The following is a 17,608-nucleotide window of genomic DNA, read 5'->3' as shown; positions in this document are numbered from 1 at the left end:
CTGTCAATTGGTGCTACCGCATGCCGCCATGCTTGCCGATGATCTACGGTGCGTCTGTGCGCCTGCAGCATTGCCTCGTTGCCCAGCCGATACGAAGAGGCAGACGAGCCACCGCTTGCTCTTCTGGCGCACAAAGCCCATTCTCGTCCGCATTCTGAGGCCCATTTGCTAGCGTCAACAGATCGCGCCATCGCGGCTTCCGCGAGGTCTTGAGCCCATGAACTGCTCCGGTTGCGGTTTCGAGGTTCAGAGCGGCTTTGCTTTCTGCCCGAAGTGCGGCACGAAGCAGCCGAACGCGTGCCCGGGCTGTGGCTTCCTGTGTGCACCGGATTTCGTCTACTGCCCGAAATGCGGCGCCCTCGTCAGCGGGGCGACGAACAACGGTGGGCAGGCATCGGCGCAGACGAGTCCGGCGACCCGATCGGCCTCACCTCCGCTGCCGCAGCCGGCTCAGCAGGCATTTGGACCGCAGCCCGACAAGATCGACACCGAAGCAAACCGCCGCACCATCACCGTGCTGTTTGCCGACCTCAGCGGCTTCACTGCGATGAGCGAGCGGCTCGACCCCGAGGTCATGCAGACGCTTCAGAACCAGTTGTTCGAGGAGCTGACGGCCGCGGTGCAGCGCTTTGGCGGCTTCGTGGACAAGTTCATCGGCGATGCGCTGCTGGCGCTGTTTGGGGCGCCGGCTGCGCACGAGGACGACCCCGAGCGGGCGGTCCGCGCTGCTCTCGACATGATCAGCCGGACGGCGCGCCTTAGCGAGCGCGCGATGGCCTATGCCGGTTCGCCGCTGCTGCTCCATGTCGGCATCAACACCGGGCACGTCGTCGCGGGCGGGCTAGGCGTCGGCGTTGCCAAATCCTATTCGGTGACCGGCGATACCGTGAATACCGCGCAGCGATTACAATCGATGGCGTCTCCGGATGAGGTGCTGGTCGGGCCGTTGACTCACCGTCTGACGCGGCATGCGTTCTCCTATGACTCGCTCGGCGAGGTCTCGCTCAAGGGCAAGATGGGCAGCGTTCTGGTCCACCGTCTGAAGGGACCGCTCGAGACCCCCCGCGCGGCACGCGGCCTCGACATGCTGGGCCTCGATGCTCCGCTGATCGGGCGCGATGCGGAGCTTGCGCGCGTGATCGGCAGTCTTGATCGCGCGTGCGGCGGCGCAGCTCAGCTGGTGCGGCTGGTTGGCGAAGCCGGCATTGGGAAGACGCGGCTGGTCAACGAATTCGCCGCCCGCATCCGCGATGAGGATCGCTTCGCAGGCGTGGCGATCCGGCGGGCGGTCTGCTCGCCGCTCGGCGAGCAGTCCTATGGAGCACTCGCCGCGGTGCTGCGTAGCGCCTATGGCATCGCACAGAAGGCCGGTGCCGCAGAGGCAGAGACGAAGGTTGCGGAGGCGCTGTCGGAGCTTGGTCTCGCGGCCGAGGAGGTCGGTCGCCTGATGCCTTTTTACTTGCACGTTCTTGGCCTTGGCGATGCCAACGCCGTGCTCAGGCACGTCGAACCAGAACAGCTCCGCCGGCAGATCTTTTTCGCGATCCGTACCGTTTTCGAGCGCCGTCTCGTCTTGTCGCCGCTGCTGATCATCGTCGAGGATCTGCATTGGGCGGACGCGGTGTCGCTTGAGGCGTTGCGGTTCCTGATGGACCGGCTGGAGCGGACGCGGCTGATGCTGCTGTTTACGCACCGGCCAGTGCTGGAGCTGGACCCGTTCGGTTCGAGCAGGATCAGTCACACGACCATTCGGCTCCCTCCGCTGGGCGATGCTGACGGACGAAGGTTGCTCGCCGCGTATTTCGGTCATGGATGGCGTGAACCGCCGGGACATTTGTTCACCCGAATCCTCGAGCGCGCGGGCGGCAATCCGCTTTTCCTCGAGGAGATCATCCGCGGCCTCATCGAAGCCGGCGCGCTGCAGCGCGACGGTGCGCAGTGGCGGATCAGGTCGGACGAAGCCGCCGCCGATATCCCAGCGAGCATCCAGGCGTTGTTGCTGGCACGCCTCGACAGGTTGCCGCAGCAAGTGCGCCACTTGGCCCAGGAGGCCGCGGTGATCGGTCCCCGTTTTGAAGCGGCTGTTCTCGGTGCGGCAGCAACCGACCCGGCAAGGGTCGAAGCGGGGCTCGAACTTCTATGCGACGCCGAACTCATCGAGGAGGTCGCGGGCTCGAACGCGATGTCGCTGCGGACCTATCGCTTCACGCAGACCATGTTTCAGGACGTGATCTATCAAAACCTGCTTGTGCAGCGTCGGGTCGATCTGCACGGACGGATTGGTGCCGCGCTGGAGCGGCTCTATGGCAAAGAGCCCGAGCGACTCGAAGATCTCACATTGCTCGGACATCACTTCAGTCTGAGCGCGAGCAAGTCGAAAGGCGCGCGCTATTTGCGTGCTGCCGGCGATCGCGCACGCGCGAGCTATGCCAACGACGATGCCCTTCGTTTCTATCAGCAATCGCTCTCCGTGCTCTCGAGCTCCGGCGAACGGGAGCCGGAGCGCCTGATCCTCTACGAGCGCGTCGCGGACCTCTGTTGCGTAGCTGGCCGTCGCAGCATCGCCGAGGAGCATTACCAGAGTGCGCTGGAAGGGCACCGCACGGCGGAGGACCGCATCGGCGAAGCGCGCATTCTTCGCAAGCTCGGCCGATTGCTGTGGGACGCCGGCAAGCGCATCAGGGCAGAGACGCATTATGCCGAGGCGGCTGAACGGCTTGGTGGGACCGAGGCGCCAATCGCATGGGCACACCTCTTGGAGTGGGCTCATCTCCAGCAAGAGCGTGGCCGTCTTGCGTTCCGCGTGGGCGATCACGTCGCTGCCGCGCGATGGGCAGACGACGCGATCGGCTACGCCCGGTCGGTACCGGCCGATGCTGGCGAGCAAGCGGGGGTCGAGGCGGCGCGCGCCATTGCGGAGGCGCTCAACACCAAGGCGGTTGCGCTGGCGCGGCTTGGGCGACACCAGGAGGCAGTGAAGGAGGTGGAGCAAAGTGTCGCGGCAGCCGAGGCCGCTGGCCTCCTCAACGTGGCGTGTCGCGGCTACACGAATCTTGGCGTGCTCTACACCATCGTCGATCCCGCGCGAGCCATGGAAGTCTGCCGGCGCGGCCTTGATGTCGCGCATCGTATCGGCGATCTCGGCTTCCAGGCGCGCCTTCTTGCCAACCTTGCCGTCGCCTGCTGCACCTTCACGGACAGATGCACCGAGGAGGGGGTGCCGGCTGCCGAAAAGGCGGTCGAGATCGACCGCGCGCTCGATCAGCGCGAGCACCTCCCGGTGCCCTTGATCGTGCTGGGACAGATCCATCAGTGCCACTTGCGCCCCGACATGGCCGCACGCTGCTACAATGAGGCCATCGAGGTGGCGAGCGAGACCGGCGAGCCGCAGCAGCTGTTTCCGTGCTATGATGGTCTTGCGACACTGAGCCTTGATCGGGGCGACATGCCTGAGGCCGAGCGGTATTTCGCGCTGGCCCATGACGTCTGCGTCCGGCACGGGCTCGATCCCGCAGGGCTGATCGTACTGCCGTTTCTTGACTAGCCAATGGGAGGGAGTTCAACCATGTCAGACCGTCATGTCGATGGAACACTTCAGCCGGGCGATCGCGCACCGAACATCGTCCTGGATGCCATCACACGCGAAGGAAAGATCGCGCTCGAGGATTATCGCGGGCATAGTCCGATATTGGTGGGCCTGTTTCGCGGCCTGCACTGCCCTTTCTGCCGACGCCATATTGCGGCGCAGGCGCAGCTTGACGGCGCCCTGCGCGGGAAGGGCATCGAAAGTCTCACGGTCGTCAACACGCCGATCGACCGGGCGCGGCTGTATTTCCGCTATCATCCATTGCCCAATCTGCTCGCCGCATCCGACCCCGATCGGGTCTCGCACCGCGCGTTCGGCCTGCCAAATCTCGAATTCACGGAGAACGAGACCGAGTGGCCGCGCAAGGTGAGCATGCACGCGGTCATGAGTATGCAAGTGGATATGCCCGGCGAACTGCCGAGCCCGATGAACCGGCCGGCGGCGGCTGAGTACCTTAACAACAAGGACGGTTACGAGATGACGGAGGCCGATCAGCGCATGGCGGCAACGGGCCAGGGCCAGCTATTCGGCCAGTTCCTGCTCGACCGGGAAGGGATCGTGCGCTGGACGTTCACCGAGGTCCCCGACAGCGGCCAGCGCATGTTCGCAGCGCCGAGCCCGCAGGAGTTGATGTCGGCCGCCTCCCAGGTGGCAGGTTAGGCATCTCGGCGATTAACTCGCCACCTTCGCGCGTTTCTCGGCGAGCGCTGCCGCCATCGCCGAGATCAGCGGGCGCATGAAATATGCGTCCTCCGGAGGCGAGATGTCGGTGCGCAGGCCGTGCGCGGCGAGTTCGCCGGAGACTGCCGGTCCCACTGAGGCGATCAGCGTGCGCTCGAGACCGGCGCGCAGCTTCGCCTCGCTGCCATGGGCCTTCGCGGCCTCGACCAGACGGCGGACCTGGCCGAGATTGGTCAGTGCGATGGAATCGATTCGTCCCTGCGCCATGTCATCGATGGCGGCGATGATGTTGGCATCCGCAGCCTTGGAATCGTAGACGTAAGGAAGCACGGTGTCGACCTCGGCGCCTTGCGCGGCGAGCGCGCCGGTCAATGCGCTGTGGTCTTTCTCCGGATAGAGCTGGAGGCCGAGGCGGTGACCTTTCAGGTCGAGCTTGCCCAGCATCTCGATCACGCCCTCGGTGGTCGGCTTCTCCGTGGTCTGCTGCGCCTCAAGTCCAACCTCGCGCAGCGCCTTGACGGGCTTGGGCCCACGGGTGAATTTTCGCGATTTGGCGAGCGCCGCCACGAACGCCTCGTCGAGCCCGCGGGCGCGCGCAAGCTTCATGATCCGTCGCAGGCCTTCGCCAGTCATCAACACGAGATCCTCGAACGGCTTGTCGATGGCGCGGCGGATCCAGGCCTCGACCGGGGCGGGGTCCGGCGCGTCCTCGATGGTGAACATCGGACATTGCACGACCTCGGCGCCTTGCTCGGCCAGCAGCTTGGAAAACTGCGCCTCCTCGCGGGTTTCCAGGATCAGGATGCGAGTGCCGTTCAAGCGGTCGGCCATGGGCGTGCTCCGGTCAGTCAAATCGCAATGGACCATTCATCCTGACTCCGCGGTCGGGATTGGCGCAAGGGCAGGGTCGGTGTTAGAGCAGGGCGCAAATCGCGGAGCGTTCCGCGGCCCGTGCACAAATCTTCATCAAGAACCATGCCTGACCATCAATATGTGCTGACCCTGTCCTGTCCGGATCGCCCCGGCATCGTCTCGGCGGTGTCGACCTTCCTGGCCCATAATGGACAGAACATTCTCGACGCCCAGCAGTTCGACGACGTCGAGACCAAGAAGTTCTTCATGCGCGTGGTGTTCACCGCCGCCGATCTCGCCGTGGAACTGTCTGCGCTCCAGACCGGCTTTGCCGCGATTGCCGAGCGCTTTGGCATGGAGTGGCAGATGCGCGACCGCGCCGCGCATCGCAAGGTGATGCTGCTGGTGTCGAAGTCAGATCATTGTCTGGTCGACATCCTCTATCGCTGGCGCACCGGCGAATTGCCGATGACGCTCGCGGCGATCGTCTCCAACCACCCACGCGAAGTCTATGCCGGGCTCGATTTCGGCGGCATCCCGTTCCACCATTTGCCGATCACCAAGGAGACTAAGCCCGAACAGGAGGCGCAGATCCTCGATCTCGTCGCCAAGACCGGGACCGATCTCGTCGTGCTCGCCCGCTACATGCAGATCCTGTCCGACGATCTCTCGGCAAAGCTGTCCGGGCGCTGCATCAACATCCACCACTCGTTCCTGCCCGGCTTCAAGGGCGCAAAGCCCTATCACCAGGCCCATGAGCGCGGCGTCAAACTGATCGGCGCGACCGCTCACTACGTCACGCGCGACCTCGACGAAGGTCCGATCATTGATCAGGACGTCGAGCGCATTAGCCATCGCGACACGCCGGAAGATCTCGTCCGCAAGGGCCGCGACATCGAACGCCGGGTGCTGGCCCGCGCGATCCGCTATCATCTCGATGATCGCGTCATTCTCAACGGTCGCAAGACCGTGGTGTTCGTGGATTGAGGCACTGTCATTCCGGGGCGCCTCGAAGAGGCGAACCCGGAATCTCGAGATTCCGGGTTCGATGCTGACGCATCGCCCCGGAAATGACGGGAAGAGCCTCAGCGTAACGTGGCGCCCGACGTCGGTCCCGTCGCGCCCTTCTGCGCCTGCTCTTCCTTCTCGCGATCGGCCGCCGGCATCAGCCGCTTGCGTTCGCGTTCCTTCATATAGGCGTCGTATTGAGGTGTGCCTGGCCGCGGCGGGGCGTCGGCCGGCAGGCCGCCGGCCCATTGCGGAATGTAGTCGCCCATGCCGGCCGACAGTCTCTCGTTGACCGTGCCGCAGCCACATAGCCCTGCGGCGAGCGCAATCAGGGCAAGGACGGAGCGGAAAGAGTTGGGCATTGTGGGAGCGCGGCTTGTGTCATGGGGCGTCAGCTCGGGCTGACGTCGGGAGAATAGCCTTCAACAAGGTAAAATAGGCTTATTCGAGATAGGTAGTTAGTTACCAGATCTTAACCGGCACATCACCTCGCCGGTGTTCGAATTCTGCAAAAGCTAGACGAAATCCTCCATCCACGTCGCCGGTCGCGTTCTTCTTAGAGTGCGGCAGCAGCCTCGCGACAAATTGGCTTGGGCAGCGGAAGGGCTTTTTCGTTGACAGGTCCATTTGATTTGTACAATCGTCCAAATGGAGGCGGCGCGATCGAGAAGTTCAGGTTACCCCTACGTAACCGGAACGCCGCTCCTCGCTCTCGGCAATCGGAACGCTCGGCTTGCGCCGAAGGGTCGCCAAACGTCCGATTGACAATGAGGGCGCGAAAGACGCCATGTGGCGCGCGCTATCGCGCGTGCGTGAGCTAAACTGAGGCAAGGACCGGGCACTCGGTCCGGCGTACAAGAGGTCAGGAATGAAGGGGAGGGACATTTGATGTTCGAACGCAGAATGTTTTCGCGCACTGCAGCGGTGGCCGCTATCGCAGGCCTTGCGGCGCTCGCGCCGGCCAAGGCCGAGGACACCGTCAAGGTCGGCCTGATCCTGCCGATGACCGGCGGCCAGGCCTCGACCGGCAAGCAGATCGAAAACGCGATCAAGCTCTACATGCAGCAGAAGGGCGACACCGTCGCCGGCAAGAAGGTCGAGATCATCGTCAAGGACGATGCGGCGATTCCGGACAAGACCAAGACCGCCGCGCAGGAGCTGATCGTCAACGACAAGGTCAACTTCATCGCCGGCTTTGGCGTGACGCCGGCAGCGCTCGCCGCCGCGCCGCTGGCGACGCAGGCCAAGATTCCCGAGGTCGTGATGGCGGCCGGTACCTCCATCATCACCGAGCGCTCGCCCTATATCGTGCGCACCAGCTTCACGCTGGCACAGTCCTCGACCATCATCGGCGACTGGGCGGTGAAGAACGGCATCAAGAAGGTGGCGACGCTGACCTCGGACTACGCGCCGGGCAATGACGCGCTGAACTTCTTCAAGCAGCATTTCACCGCGGGCGGCGGCGAGGTGGTCGAAGAGGTTAAGGTGCCCCTGCAAAATCCCGACTTCGCGCCGTTCCTGCAGCGCATGAAGGACGCCAAGCCCGACGCGATCTTCGTGTTCGTGCCGGCCGGCCAGGGCGGCAACTTCATGAAGCAATATGCCGAGCGCGGCCTCGACAAGGCCGGCATCAAGGTGATCGGGCCGGGCGACGTCACCGACGACGACCTGCTCAACAACATGGGCGACGCCGTGCTCGGCACGGTCACGGCGCATCTTTACTCCGCGGCGCACCCCTCGCAGATGAACAAGGACTTCGTCGCGGCCTACAAGAAGGCGTTCGGCAATCGTCCGGGCTTCATGGCGGTGAGCGGCTATGACGGCATCCACCTCATCTACGAGGCGCTGAAGAAGACCAATGGCGACACCAACGGCGACAAGCTGATTGAGGCGATGAAGGGCCAGAAGTGGGAAAGCCCGCGCGGCCCGATCTCGATCGATCCCGAGACCCGCGACATCGTGCAGAACATCTACATCCGCAAGGTCGAGAAGGTCGACGGCGAGCTCTACAACGTCGAGTTCGCGACCTTCGAGGCCGTCAAGGATCTCGGCAAGACGAAGAAGTGACGCGCGAAAGCGCGCCATCCCGGGGCGCTCTCCGTGTGCTCGGCTTACCTCTCCCGCTTGCGGGAGAGGTCGGCGCGAAGCGCCGGGTGAGGGTTCTCTCCTCTGGGGCAGTCTTCGTTGTTGAGGCACCCTCTCCCCAACCCTCCCCCGCAAGCGGGGGAGGGAGCGCAGCACGGCCCTCGGCCACACTTGAGATGACCTTCGACGCTCGATGACCGCAATTCTCACCAACCTGTTCGATGGCGTTGCCTACGGCATGCTGCTGTTCGTGCTGGCTTGCGGGCTCGCAGTCACGCTGGGCCTGATGAACTTCGTCAATCTCGCCCATGGCGCCTTCGCCATGGCCGGCGGCTATGTCTGCATGCTGCTGGTGAACCAGCACGGCTGGCCGTTCTTCGCCGCGCTGCCGCTTGCCTTCGTCTCGTCCGCGGTGATCGGCATCGTGCTCGAGCGCACGCTGTACCGTCACCTCTACACGCGCAGCCATCTCGACCAGGTGCTCTTCACCATCGGCCTGACGTTCATGTCGGTCGCAGCCGTCGACTACATCCAGGGTTCCTCGCGCGTCTTCATCAACCTGCCGGCCGCGCTGCAGGGCCAGTTCGACGTGCTCGGCGTCGGCATCGGCCGCTACCGCCTGATGATCATCGTGATCTGTGGCCTGCTCACCATCGGCCTGCAGATGGTGCTGGCCAAGACCCGCTTCGGCAGCCGCCTGCGCGCCGCGGTTGACGATCCCCGCGCGGCCAGCGGCCTTGGCATCAACGTGCCGCAGGTGTTCGCCTTCACCTTCGCGTTTGGATGCGGCCTTGCGGGCCTTGGCGGCGCGCTCAGCGCCGAGATCCTCGGGCTCGACCCGTATTTCCCGCTGAAGTTCATGATCTACTTCCTGATCGTAGTCACCGTCGGCGGCTCGTCTTCGATCACCGGCCCATTCCTGGCCTCGCTCCTGCTTGGCATCGGCGACGTCGCCGGCAAATACTATGTGCCGAAGATGGGGCCGTTCGTGATCTACACCATGATGATCGTGATCCTGATCTGGCGCCCGAACGGTCTGTTCGGCCGCACCGCCGCGCGTTGAGTTCGCCGATGACCGCTTCCTCCGACGTCGGGTACCACGCCCAGCGCCAGGCGCGCTGGCACTACGGCGAAGTCGCCTTCTGGCTCATCGTGCTGGTCAGCGGCTTCCTGTTCCCCACGCGCTACCTGATCATGACCGACATCCTGCGCCTGGCGCTGTTTGCGATGTCGCTCGATCTGATCCTCGGCTATGCCGGCATCGTCTCGCTCGGCCATGCTGCGTTCTTCGGCGTCGGCGCCTATGCGGCGGGACTGTTGGCGCTTCACGGCATCGTCAAGGAGCCGGTTCTCGCGTTGATCGTCGCCGGTCTTGCCGCGACGGTGCTCGGCTTCGCCACCAGCTTCCTGGTGATCCGCGGCGTTGATCTCACCCGGTTGATGGTCACGCTTGGCATCGCGCTGCTGCTGGAGGCGCTCGCCGAGCGCTTCTCCAACATCACCGGCGGCACCGATGGCCTCCAGGGCATCGAGATGCAGCCGATCTTCGGCGAGATCCCGTTCGACATGTTCGGCAAGGCCGGCTTCTTCTATTCGCTCGCCGTCCTGTTCCTGTTGTTCCTGTTCGCCCGCCGGGTCGTGCATTCCCCGTTCGGCCTCTCGCTGCGCGCGATCAAGAACAATCCGTTGCGCGCCGCCGCGATCGGCATCCCCGTCAACCGCCGCCTGATTGCGATCTACACGTTGGCTGCGTTCTACGCTGGCATCGCCGGTGCGCTGTTCACCCAGACCACCGCAATCGCCTCGCTCGACGTGTTTGCCTTCGAGCGCTCCGCCGATCTCATGCTGGTGCTGGTCATCGGCGGCACCGGCTATCTCTATGGCGGCCTGATCGGGGCGGTGATCTTCCGCATGCTCCAGGAAGTGTTCTCCACCATCACCCCGCAATACTGGCAGTTCTGGATCGGACTCGTGCTGGTCGTGATCGTGCTGGTCGGCCGCCAGCGCCTGCATCGCTGGGTGCTGTATGTGCCGAACCTCGTCATCAAGCAGGTGGCCGGGCGCAAGGCCGTCGTCGCCGTGCCGGAGAGCGACGCATGACCATCGCGCTCGAGACCCAGAACCTCGAAAAGACCTTCGGCGGTCTGCGCGTCACGCGAGACCTGTCGCTCAGGGTCGAGCAGGGCGCCCGCCATGCGCTGATCGGGCCGAACGGGGCCGGCAAGACCACGGTGATCAACCAGCTCACCGGCGTGCTGAAGCCGAACTCGGGCCGCATCCTGCTCGAAGGCCAGGACATCACGGACCTGCCCGTGCACAAGCGCGTGCTGCGCGGCCTGTCGCGCACCTTCCAGATCAACCAGCTCTATCCCGACCTGACGCCGCTCGAGACCATCGGCCTTGCCGTGTCCGAGCGCCTCGGCCATGGCGGCGACTGGTGGCGGCGGATGGGCACCCGCAACGACGTCAACGACGAGATCGCCGATCTCCTGACGCGCTTCCATCTGCTCGACGTCATGAACGAAGCGACCGTCACGCTGCCTTACGGCAAGCAGCGCCTGCTTGAGATCGCGGTTGCGATCGCCGCCAAGCCGCGCGTGCTGTTGCTCGACGAGCCCGCCGCCGGCGTGCCCGAGAGCGAGCGCCACGACATTCTTGCGGTCGTAGGTAGCCTGCCGCGCGAGGTCACGGTGCTGTTGATCGAGCATGACATGGACCTCGTCTTCTCCTTTGCCGACCGCATCTCGGTGCTGGTTTCCGGCGCACTGCTGACCGAAGGCCCGCCTGAGCAGGTCGCGCGCGATCCGCAAGTGAAGGCGGTCTATCTCGGTGAGGAGGCGGTCAATGTCTGACCTGCTCGCAATTGACTCGCTTCGGGCCGGTTATGGCGAGGCGGTGGTGCTGCCGAACATGTCGCTGCGGCTCGCCGAGGGGCAGGTGATGGCGCTTCTGGGACGCAACGGCACCGGCAAGACCACGCTGATCAACTCCATCGTCGGCGTCACCCGCCGCTTCTCCGGCACCGTCGGGCTTGCCGGCACCGACGTCACGGCCTTGCGGCCCGATCAGCGGGCGCGCGCCGGCATCGGCTGGGTGCCGCAGGAGCGCAACATCTTCCGCTCGCTCACGGTCGAGGAGAACATGACCGCGGTGGCCCAGCCCGGCCCATGGACGGTCGAGAAGGTCTACGAGATGTTCCCGCGGCTGAAGGAGCGGCGCAGCAACTTTGGCAACCAGCTCTCCGGCGGCGAGCAGCAGATGCTGGCCATCGGCCGCGCGTTGACCCTCAACCCGAAAGTCCTGCTGCTGGACGAGCCGACCGAGGGCCTGGCCCCCATCATCGTCGAGGAGCTACTCAGGGCGATCGGGACGATCACCCGGGCCGGCGGCATCTGCTCGATCATCGTCGAGCAGAATGCCCAAAAGATTCTGGGGCTCGCCGACCGCGTTGTGATATTGGAGCGCGGAACGATCGTCCACGATGCCCCCAGCGCCGCGCTGAAGGCCGACCCTTCGGTCCTGGAGCGCCACCTCGGGGTCGCAGGGGCGGCGGCCCACTAGAAAATACCCGGGAGTACCAAATGCAGCGAACCAAAGCCCCCTTCCGCGCCGACGAGGTCGGCAGCCTCCTGCGTCCCGCCAAGATCAAGGACGCCCGAGCCAAGCTCGAGAAGGGCGAGATTTCGGCCGACGATCTGCGCAAGATCGAGGATATGGAGATCGAGAAGGTCGTGCACAAGCAGGCCTCGATCGGCCTGAAGCTCGCGACCGACGGCGAATTCCGCCGCTCCTGGTGGCATTTCGACTTCCTCGCCAAGCTCACCGGCTGCGAACTGTTCCACCCCGACACCGGCATCCAGTTCACGGGCGTGCAGACCCGTCACGACGCGGTGCGCGTGATCGGCAAGCTCGATTTTCCCGATAGCCACCCGATGCTGGACCACTTCCGCTTCCTGAAGAAGGTCGCCGACCAGGCCCACGTCACCGCCAAGATGACGATCCCGTCGCCGGCAGTGCTGCACTTCCGCGGCGGCCGCAAGTCGATCTCCAAGGACGTCTATCCCGATCTCGACGCCTTCTACGAGGACCTCGGCAAGACCTACCGCAAGGCAGTCAAGGCGTTCTACGACGCCGGGTGCCGCTACCTCCAATTCGACGACACGGTCTGGGCCTATCTCTGCTCGCAGGACGAGTTGCAGAAGGCGCGCGAGCGCGGCGACAACCCGGACGGTCTTCAGCAGATCTACGCCCGCATCATCAATTACGCGCTGGCCGAGAAGCCGGCCGACATGGTGGTGACGACGCACGTCTGCCGCGGCAATTTCCGTTCGACCTGGATCTCTTCGGGCGGCTACGAGCCCGTGGCCGAGACCATGCTCGCCGGCACCAATTACGACGGCTACTTCCTGGAATACGACTCCGACCGCGCCGGCGGCTTCGAGCCGCTGCGCTTCCTGCCCAAGGGCAACAAGGTCGTCGTGGTCGGCGTCATCACCTCGAAGTTCGGCGAGCTCGAGAAGAAGGACGACATCAAGCGCCGTCTGGAAGAAGCCGCCAAGTTCGCCCCGCTGGAGCAGCTCGCGCTGTCGCCGCAATGCGGCTTTGCCTCGACCGAAGAGGGCAACATCCTTTCCGAGGAAGAACAGTGGGCCAAGCTCAGCCTCGCGGTGGAGATCGCGAAGGAAGTGTGGGGTAATTGACGCGTAGCGTCATTCCGCCTAGCGCGAACCCGGAATCTCGCGATCCCGGGTCTGGTGCTTGCGCAGCATCCCGGGATGACGAGGCGCATGCGCGTCGTCACTTATCCGCCAAGTAAACCTCGCCCAGCAGCGACGAGTTCGACCACGGCACCTGCTTGTTCTTGGTGCTCGACACCACCTCGGCCCGCACCCGCGTCAGCATCTGCTGCACCTCCAGGCCCGGCGTGCCGATGTGGCGTGACAACGCCGCGGAGAACGGCGAGTTGGCGCCTTCGCCGTCGAGGGCGACCTGGCCCGGCGCGGTGGCGAAGGCGATCAGCGTGCCGGCGCCCAGCGTCGCACCGGCACCCAGACTCGTCGGCGCGGCAAGGCCGGAGGCGCCCTCGATGCCGCGATTGGTGCCGGCGCTCGCCACCTGTTGCGCCATCGGATTGCTGCGGCAAGCGTCGAAGATCAAAATGTTGGTGCGGACCTGGTCGTCGAGGCCGGCCATGATCGTGTCCATATCGATCATCGCCTCCGTCATGTTCGCGCCCGGCTTGAGCTCGACGTCGATGGGAATGAGGTAATTGCGGCCGTCCACCTGCACGCCGTGGCCGGCATAGTAGACCAATGCGACCAGCGCCCGTGCCGCGTCACGCAGGAAGTCGCGCGTCATCTTCTGCATCGCGGCGCGGTCGAGGTCGACGCCCTCCGACACCGTGAAGCCGATGTCGCGCAGGCTCTTGGCGACGGCACGCGCGTCATTGGGCGGGTTGGGCAGCGCCTTCACATGCGCATAGGCGCCGTTGCCGATGATCAGCGCCATGCGCGTGCCGCGAACGGCCGGCGTGGGTGCTGCGCCGGATTGCTGCGAAGCGGGGGCCGCCGGCTGTGTTGCGGGTGAGGGCGCATCGCGCGGGATCGGCGCGGTGGCATCGATCACCAGCGACAGTCGCACCTTTGCGGTGGCCTGGTTGGCCTTGCTGATGGCGTCGGAAGCCACGATCGCCAGCGTCGCGTTGTAGTCCTCGCGCGCGTGGGCGTAGTCGCCTTTCGCCTCATAGGCCAGCGCGCGATGGGTGTAGCCGGAGATCAGGACGCTGTTCGGCGGCGTCATGATGTTGACCGGCGGCTTCTCCTTGGCGAGCCGGATCGCCTCGCTGCCATCGGCGATGGCGCGATCGAGCTCGCCCTTGGCGCGCCAGATCGAGGTGCGGTTGATCAGCGGCTGCGGCAGCGTCGGGTCGAGCCGGATCGCCTGGTTGATGTCGGCGAGCGCGCCGTCGAGCTCGCCGAGCGCCTCCTTGGAGATGCCGCGGTTCTGGAACGAGAACGCCGATTTCGGATCGGCCTTGATGGCGGCATCGTAGTCGGCGATCGCCTTGGCGTAATCGCGCTTGCCGCGCCAGGCGTTACCGCGATTGTGGAAGATGATGCCGCTGGGAGGCCCGAGCTTGAGTGCATCGTCAAAGTCGGCGATCGCGATGTCGTAATCGCCCTTGTCGTAATAGGCCGATCCCCGCAAGTTGTAGACCGCCTGGCTCGGCTTCAGCCGGATCGCTTCGGTGGTGTCCGCAATGACCTTGGCGTAGTCGCCCTTCTTGTTCCAGCCCACCGCACGCCAGAAATAGACGGTCGCGAGCTGTTCGCCGTTGAACACTTTCAGGGCAATGATTTTGGTGCAGGCGTCGACCATCTGGTCCGCCGGCGTGCTCTCGGTGGTGCAGAGCGGGCCAAGCTGGCTGCGCGTCTGCGCCAGCGCGGGTGCTGCCCAAAGCGCGGCGGTGAGCAGGCAGAGTGCGGCGAGCGGGCGACGCATGACGGTGGTCCCATAAGAGAGAGGCGCCTGTTTGTTGCCCGGCGGTGCCCCCGGGTTCACGCTGTCGTCATTGGACGTGGAGTAAAGCACGGAAGGCTATTCCATCAGTGGGCAGAATTTGCTACGAGGCAAAGCCCAACGCTGCTGCCCACCACCTTCCCACCGATGAAAAACGACGAAATCCTGAGCCAGATCACCGACTTCTGCCGTAAGGCGGACATGGCGGAATCGACCTTTGGCCGCCGCGCGGTGAACGATGGGAAGCTCGTGCATCGCCTGCGCGAGGGCAAGCGCATCACCATCGACACGCTGGAGCGGATCCAGGCCTATATCGCGGCATCGACGACCGGCGGCCTGCCGCCGCCGCGTGGCCTCCAGGTGCCGCCGGAAAAGCGCGATCCGCGCGGCAATTTCCGTTTCTTCGAGAACCGGCAGAAATACCTGCTGTTCGTTCATACCTGCAGCGAGAAGCGGGTGATCGCCGAGCGTGTTGCGCTCGAGCTCTCCAGCATCCATCCGCGCCCGCCGGCGCTGCGCATTTTCGATGCGGGCGTCGGCGACGGCACGGTGCTGGCGCGGGTGCTGCGCGCGACGCACCAGCGCTATCCGCACATGCCGTTCTATGTCGCCGGCAAGGAGCTCAGCCTCGAGGATCTGCGCCTGACGCTGGAGAAGGTGCCGGACCGCATTTTCGAGCATCCAGCCTCGGTGTTCGTCTTCACCAACATGTTCTACTCCGAGGCGCCCTGGCTCACGCCGGCATCGCCCGCGGCGGCCGCCGCCACAGTCTGGCACGAGGTCCCGCTGCGCGGCGCTTCATCGGGCGAGTTCGAGCAGCAGATCGCCGAGCTCAGGCCGTTCCTGGAGCAGAACTGGCGCGCGGCCATCAGCCCACGCACGGCCATGCCGCTCTATGAGCGGCCCGTCGTCCTCGTGCTCTATCGCGAGGACCACCGTTTCCTGCTGGATTCGACCATTCCGCGGCCGGGCCAGACCGAGGCCAATTTCGACCTCGTTATTGCATCCCAGCCATACCGGGCCCTGTCTTCGGTCAATTTCCGGGCAAAACGCATCATTGCGCCCCTGGCGCGGGCGCTTCGGCCCGGCGGCAGGCTGATCGGAATCCACTCTCACGGCCAGGATCCGGGCATGGAAATGATCCAGGCAATCTGGCCCGGAGAAAACCCTTTCGCGGTCAGCCGCCATGAGATATTGCGCGCGGTTAAGTATGAGCTCGGATCGTTGGGCCGCGACCTAAATTTTAATGCTTATGCGGACAACCGCTCGATCTTCAGGTATGATATGGAAGCGCTGCCCAACGAGGTAACGGGTACCATCGGAACCTCGACGGCCTTTGCAGCGTGGAACGCGGCGGTGTATGTGGCGCAGATCGAGGACGACCGATTGACAGAAATGACTCAAAACGGCCGCACTCTGGATGCCGCCCGGGACGTGCTGCGCAAGTATAACGGGCTCTGGTTTCTCGACGAATCCTACGTCATCTCGCGACGGCGTGATTGACATAATCCAAGTCTAAACATCGCAAACACCCGCCAGCTTAGCGGCGGCGGAACAAGGGGTTACTGATGCGCGCGTCCTATCTCTTCACCAGCGAGTCCGTGTCCGAAGGCCATCCCGACAAGGTCTGCGACCGGATCTCCGATGAAATCGTCGATCTGTTCTACCGCGAGGGGCCGAAGGCCGGCATCGATCCCTGGCAGATCCGCGCCGCCTGCGAGACCCTCGCAACCACCAACAAGGTCGTGATTGCCGGTGAGACCCGCGGTCCGAAGTCGGTGACAAACGAGCAGATCGAGGGCGTCGTCCGCAACGCGATCAAGGACATCGGCTATGAGCAGGACGGCTTCCACTGGAAGACCTGCGACATCGAGATCCTCTTGCATCCGCAGTCGGCCGACATCGCGCAGGGCGTCGATGCGCTGCAGCCGGGCGAGGTCAAGGAAGAGGGCGCTGGCGACCAGGGCATCATGTTCGGCTACGCCACCAACGAGACGCCGGATCTGATGCCGGCACCGATCTTCTACGCCCACAAGATCCTGCGCCTCATCTCCGAAGCCCGTCACTCCGGCAAGGAGAAGGTGCTGGGTCCGGACTCCAAGAGCCAGGTCACCGTGCAATACGAGAACGGCAAGCCGGTCGGCGTGCGCGAGATCGTGGTGTCGCACCAGCATCTGGTCGAGGACCTCTCGTCCAAGCAGATCCGCGACATCGTCGAGCCCTATGTGCGCGAGGCGCTGCCGGCGGACTGGATCACGCCGAAGACGATCTGGCACATCAACCCGACCGGCAAGTTCTACATCGGCGGTCCCGACGGTGACTCCGGCCTGACCGGCCGCAAGATCATCGTCGACACCTATGGCGGCGCGGCTCCGCATGGCGGCGGCGCGTTCTCCGGCAAGGATCCGACCAAGGTCGACCGCTCGGCGGCTTATGCTGCGCGCTACGTCGCCAAGAACATCGTCGCGGCCGGTCTTGCCGACCGCTGCACGCTGCAGCTCGCCTACGCCATCGGCGTGGCGCGTCCGCTGTCGATCTATATCGACACCCACGGCACCGGCAAGGTGTCGGAGGACCAGCTCGAGAAGGCTGCCGCCAAGGCGATGGACCTCACCCCGCGCGGCATCCGCACCCATCTCGACCTCAACCGCCCGATCTACGCGCGCACCTCGGCCTACGGCCATTTCGGCCGCACGCCCGACAACGAGGGCGGCTTCTCCTGGGAGAAGACGGATCTCGTCGAGCCGCTCAAGCGCGCGCTCTAGTTCTCTTGCGTCATTCCGGGGCGCCGCGACAGCGGCGAACCCGGAATCTCGAACCTCTGGATTCCGGGTTTGCTCGTTTCACGGGCGCCGCGGAATGACGAGCCAAACAGAC

At 64.7% G+C, this 17,608-nt stretch carries 14 protein-coding genes; 11 read left to right on the top strand and 3 right to left on the bottom strand.

All coding sequences use genetic code 11. The annotated features are described in order from the left end of the window. Positions 1–217 precede the first annotated feature (217 nt). A complete protein-coding gene (locus AC5V87_RS27575; RefSeq protein WP_495368300.1) occupies positions 218–3,544 on the top strand; it encodes an adenylate/guanylate cyclase domain-containing protein in 3,327 nt (1,108 codons plus the stop codon). Between the two features lie 21 nt (positions 3,545–3,565). Beyond that, positions 3,566–4,246, top strand: coding sequence for a peroxiredoxin-like family protein (locus tag AC5V87_RS27570; protein WP_495368299.1), 681 nt, complete (start codon positions 3,566–3,568; stop codon positions 4,244–4,246). A gap of 12 nt (positions 4,247–4,258) precedes the next feature. On the opposite strand, the gene AC5V87_RS27565 is transcribed toward AC5V87_RS27570, so the two are convergent. After that, positions 4,259–5,098 carry a uroporphyrinogen-III synthase gene (locus AC5V87_RS27565; RefSeq protein WP_495368298.1) on the bottom strand — a complete coding sequence of 280 codons (840 nt, stop codon included), beginning with the start codon at positions 5,096–5,098 and terminating at the stop codon, positions 4,259–4,261. Positions 5,099–5,242: 144 nt separating this feature from the next. Here AC5V87_RS27565 and purU point away from each other — a divergent pair, with 144 nt between their 5' ends. Beyond that, positions 5,243–6,106: a formyltetrahydrofolate deformylase gene (gene purU, locus AC5V87_RS27560; RefSeq protein ID WP_495368297.1), complete on the top strand. Its 864-nt coding sequence runs from the start codon at positions 5,243–5,245 to the stop codon at positions 6,104–6,106. Between the two features lie 98 nt (positions 6,107–6,204). Here purU and AC5V87_RS27555 read toward each other — a convergent pair whose 3' ends face one another. Continuing rightward, on the bottom strand, positions 6,205–6,489 hold the full coding sequence (locus AC5V87_RS27555) for a hypothetical protein (protein WP_495368296.1): 285 nt from the start codon (positions 6,487–6,489) through the stop codon (positions 6,205–6,207). A 526-nt stretch (positions 6,490–7,015) separates the two neighbouring features. On the opposite strand from AC5V87_RS27555, the gene AC5V87_RS27550 reads away from it, so the two are divergent. From AC5V87_RS27550 to AC5V87_RS27525, 6 genes are all read left to right on the top strand, one after another. Further along, a complete protein-coding gene (locus tag AC5V87_RS27550; protein WP_456837250.1) occupies positions 7,016–8,194 on the top strand; it encodes an ABC transporter substrate-binding protein in 1,179 nt (392 codons plus the stop codon). Positions 8,195–8,405: 211 nt separating this feature from the next. Further along, positions 8,406–9,275: a branched-chain amino acid ABC transporter permease gene (locus AC5V87_RS27545; RefSeq protein WP_456837251.1), complete on the top strand. Its 870-nt coding sequence runs from the start codon at positions 8,406–8,408 to the stop codon at positions 9,273–9,275. 8 nt (positions 9,276–9,283) lie between these two features. Then, complete coding sequence (locus AC5V87_RS27540; protein WP_495368295.1) at positions 9,284–10,312, top strand: branched-chain amino acid ABC transporter permease; 1,029 nt, start codon at positions 9,284–9,286, stop codon at positions 10,310–10,312. Continuing rightward, positions 10,309–11,064 (top strand): ABC transporter ATP-binding protein, encoded by a 756-nt coding sequence (locus AC5V87_RS27535; protein WP_495368294.1) that lies wholly within the window; start codon positions 10,309–10,311, stop codon positions 11,062–11,064. Before AC5V87_RS27540 ends, AC5V87_RS27535 begins: the two co-directional genes overlap by 4 nt. Next, positions 11,057–11,773, top strand: coding sequence for an ABC transporter ATP-binding protein (locus AC5V87_RS27530; RefSeq protein ID WP_495368293.1), 717 nt, complete (start codon positions 11,057–11,059; stop codon positions 11,771–11,773). The genes AC5V87_RS27535 and AC5V87_RS27530 overlap by 8 nt, the downstream gene beginning before the upstream one ends. Positions 11,774–11,793: 20 nt before the next feature. Continuing rightward, positions 11,794–12,912, top strand: coding sequence for a cobalamin-independent methionine synthase II family protein (locus AC5V87_RS27525; protein ID WP_456837255.1), 1,119 nt, complete (start codon positions 11,794–11,796; stop codon positions 12,910–12,912). Between the two features lie 97 nt (positions 12,913–13,009). Here AC5V87_RS27525 and AC5V87_RS27520 read toward each other — a convergent pair whose 3' ends face one another. Next, positions 13,010–14,713 (bottom strand): caspase family protein, encoded by a 1,704-nt coding sequence (locus tag AC5V87_RS27520; protein ID WP_456837256.1) that lies wholly within the window; start codon positions 14,711–14,713, stop codon positions 13,010–13,012. A 165-nt stretch (positions 14,714–14,878) separates the two neighbouring features. Between AC5V87_RS27520 and AC5V87_RS27515 the strand changes: the two genes are divergently transcribed. Further along, positions 14,879–16,234, top strand: a complete 1,356-nt coding sequence (locus tag AC5V87_RS27515; RefSeq protein ID WP_456837257.1) for a hypothetical protein — start codon at positions 14,879–14,881, stop codon at positions 16,232–16,234. Between the two features lie 65 nt (positions 16,235–16,299). Then, the gene (gene metK, locus AC5V87_RS27510; RefSeq protein ID WP_456837258.1) at positions 16,300–17,496 is read left to right on the top strand and encodes a methionine adenosyltransferase; all 1,197 of its coding nucleotides are present in this window, start codon (positions 16,300–16,302) and stop codon (positions 17,494–17,496) included. Positions 17,497–17,608 lie beyond the last annotated feature (112 nt).

It is taken from the genome of Bradyrhizobium sp. SOJA106 (assembly GCF_059448745.1).
The sequence above is the reverse complement of the archived record's forward strand: the minus strand, read 5'-3'. Positions and strand labels throughout refer to the sequence as shown.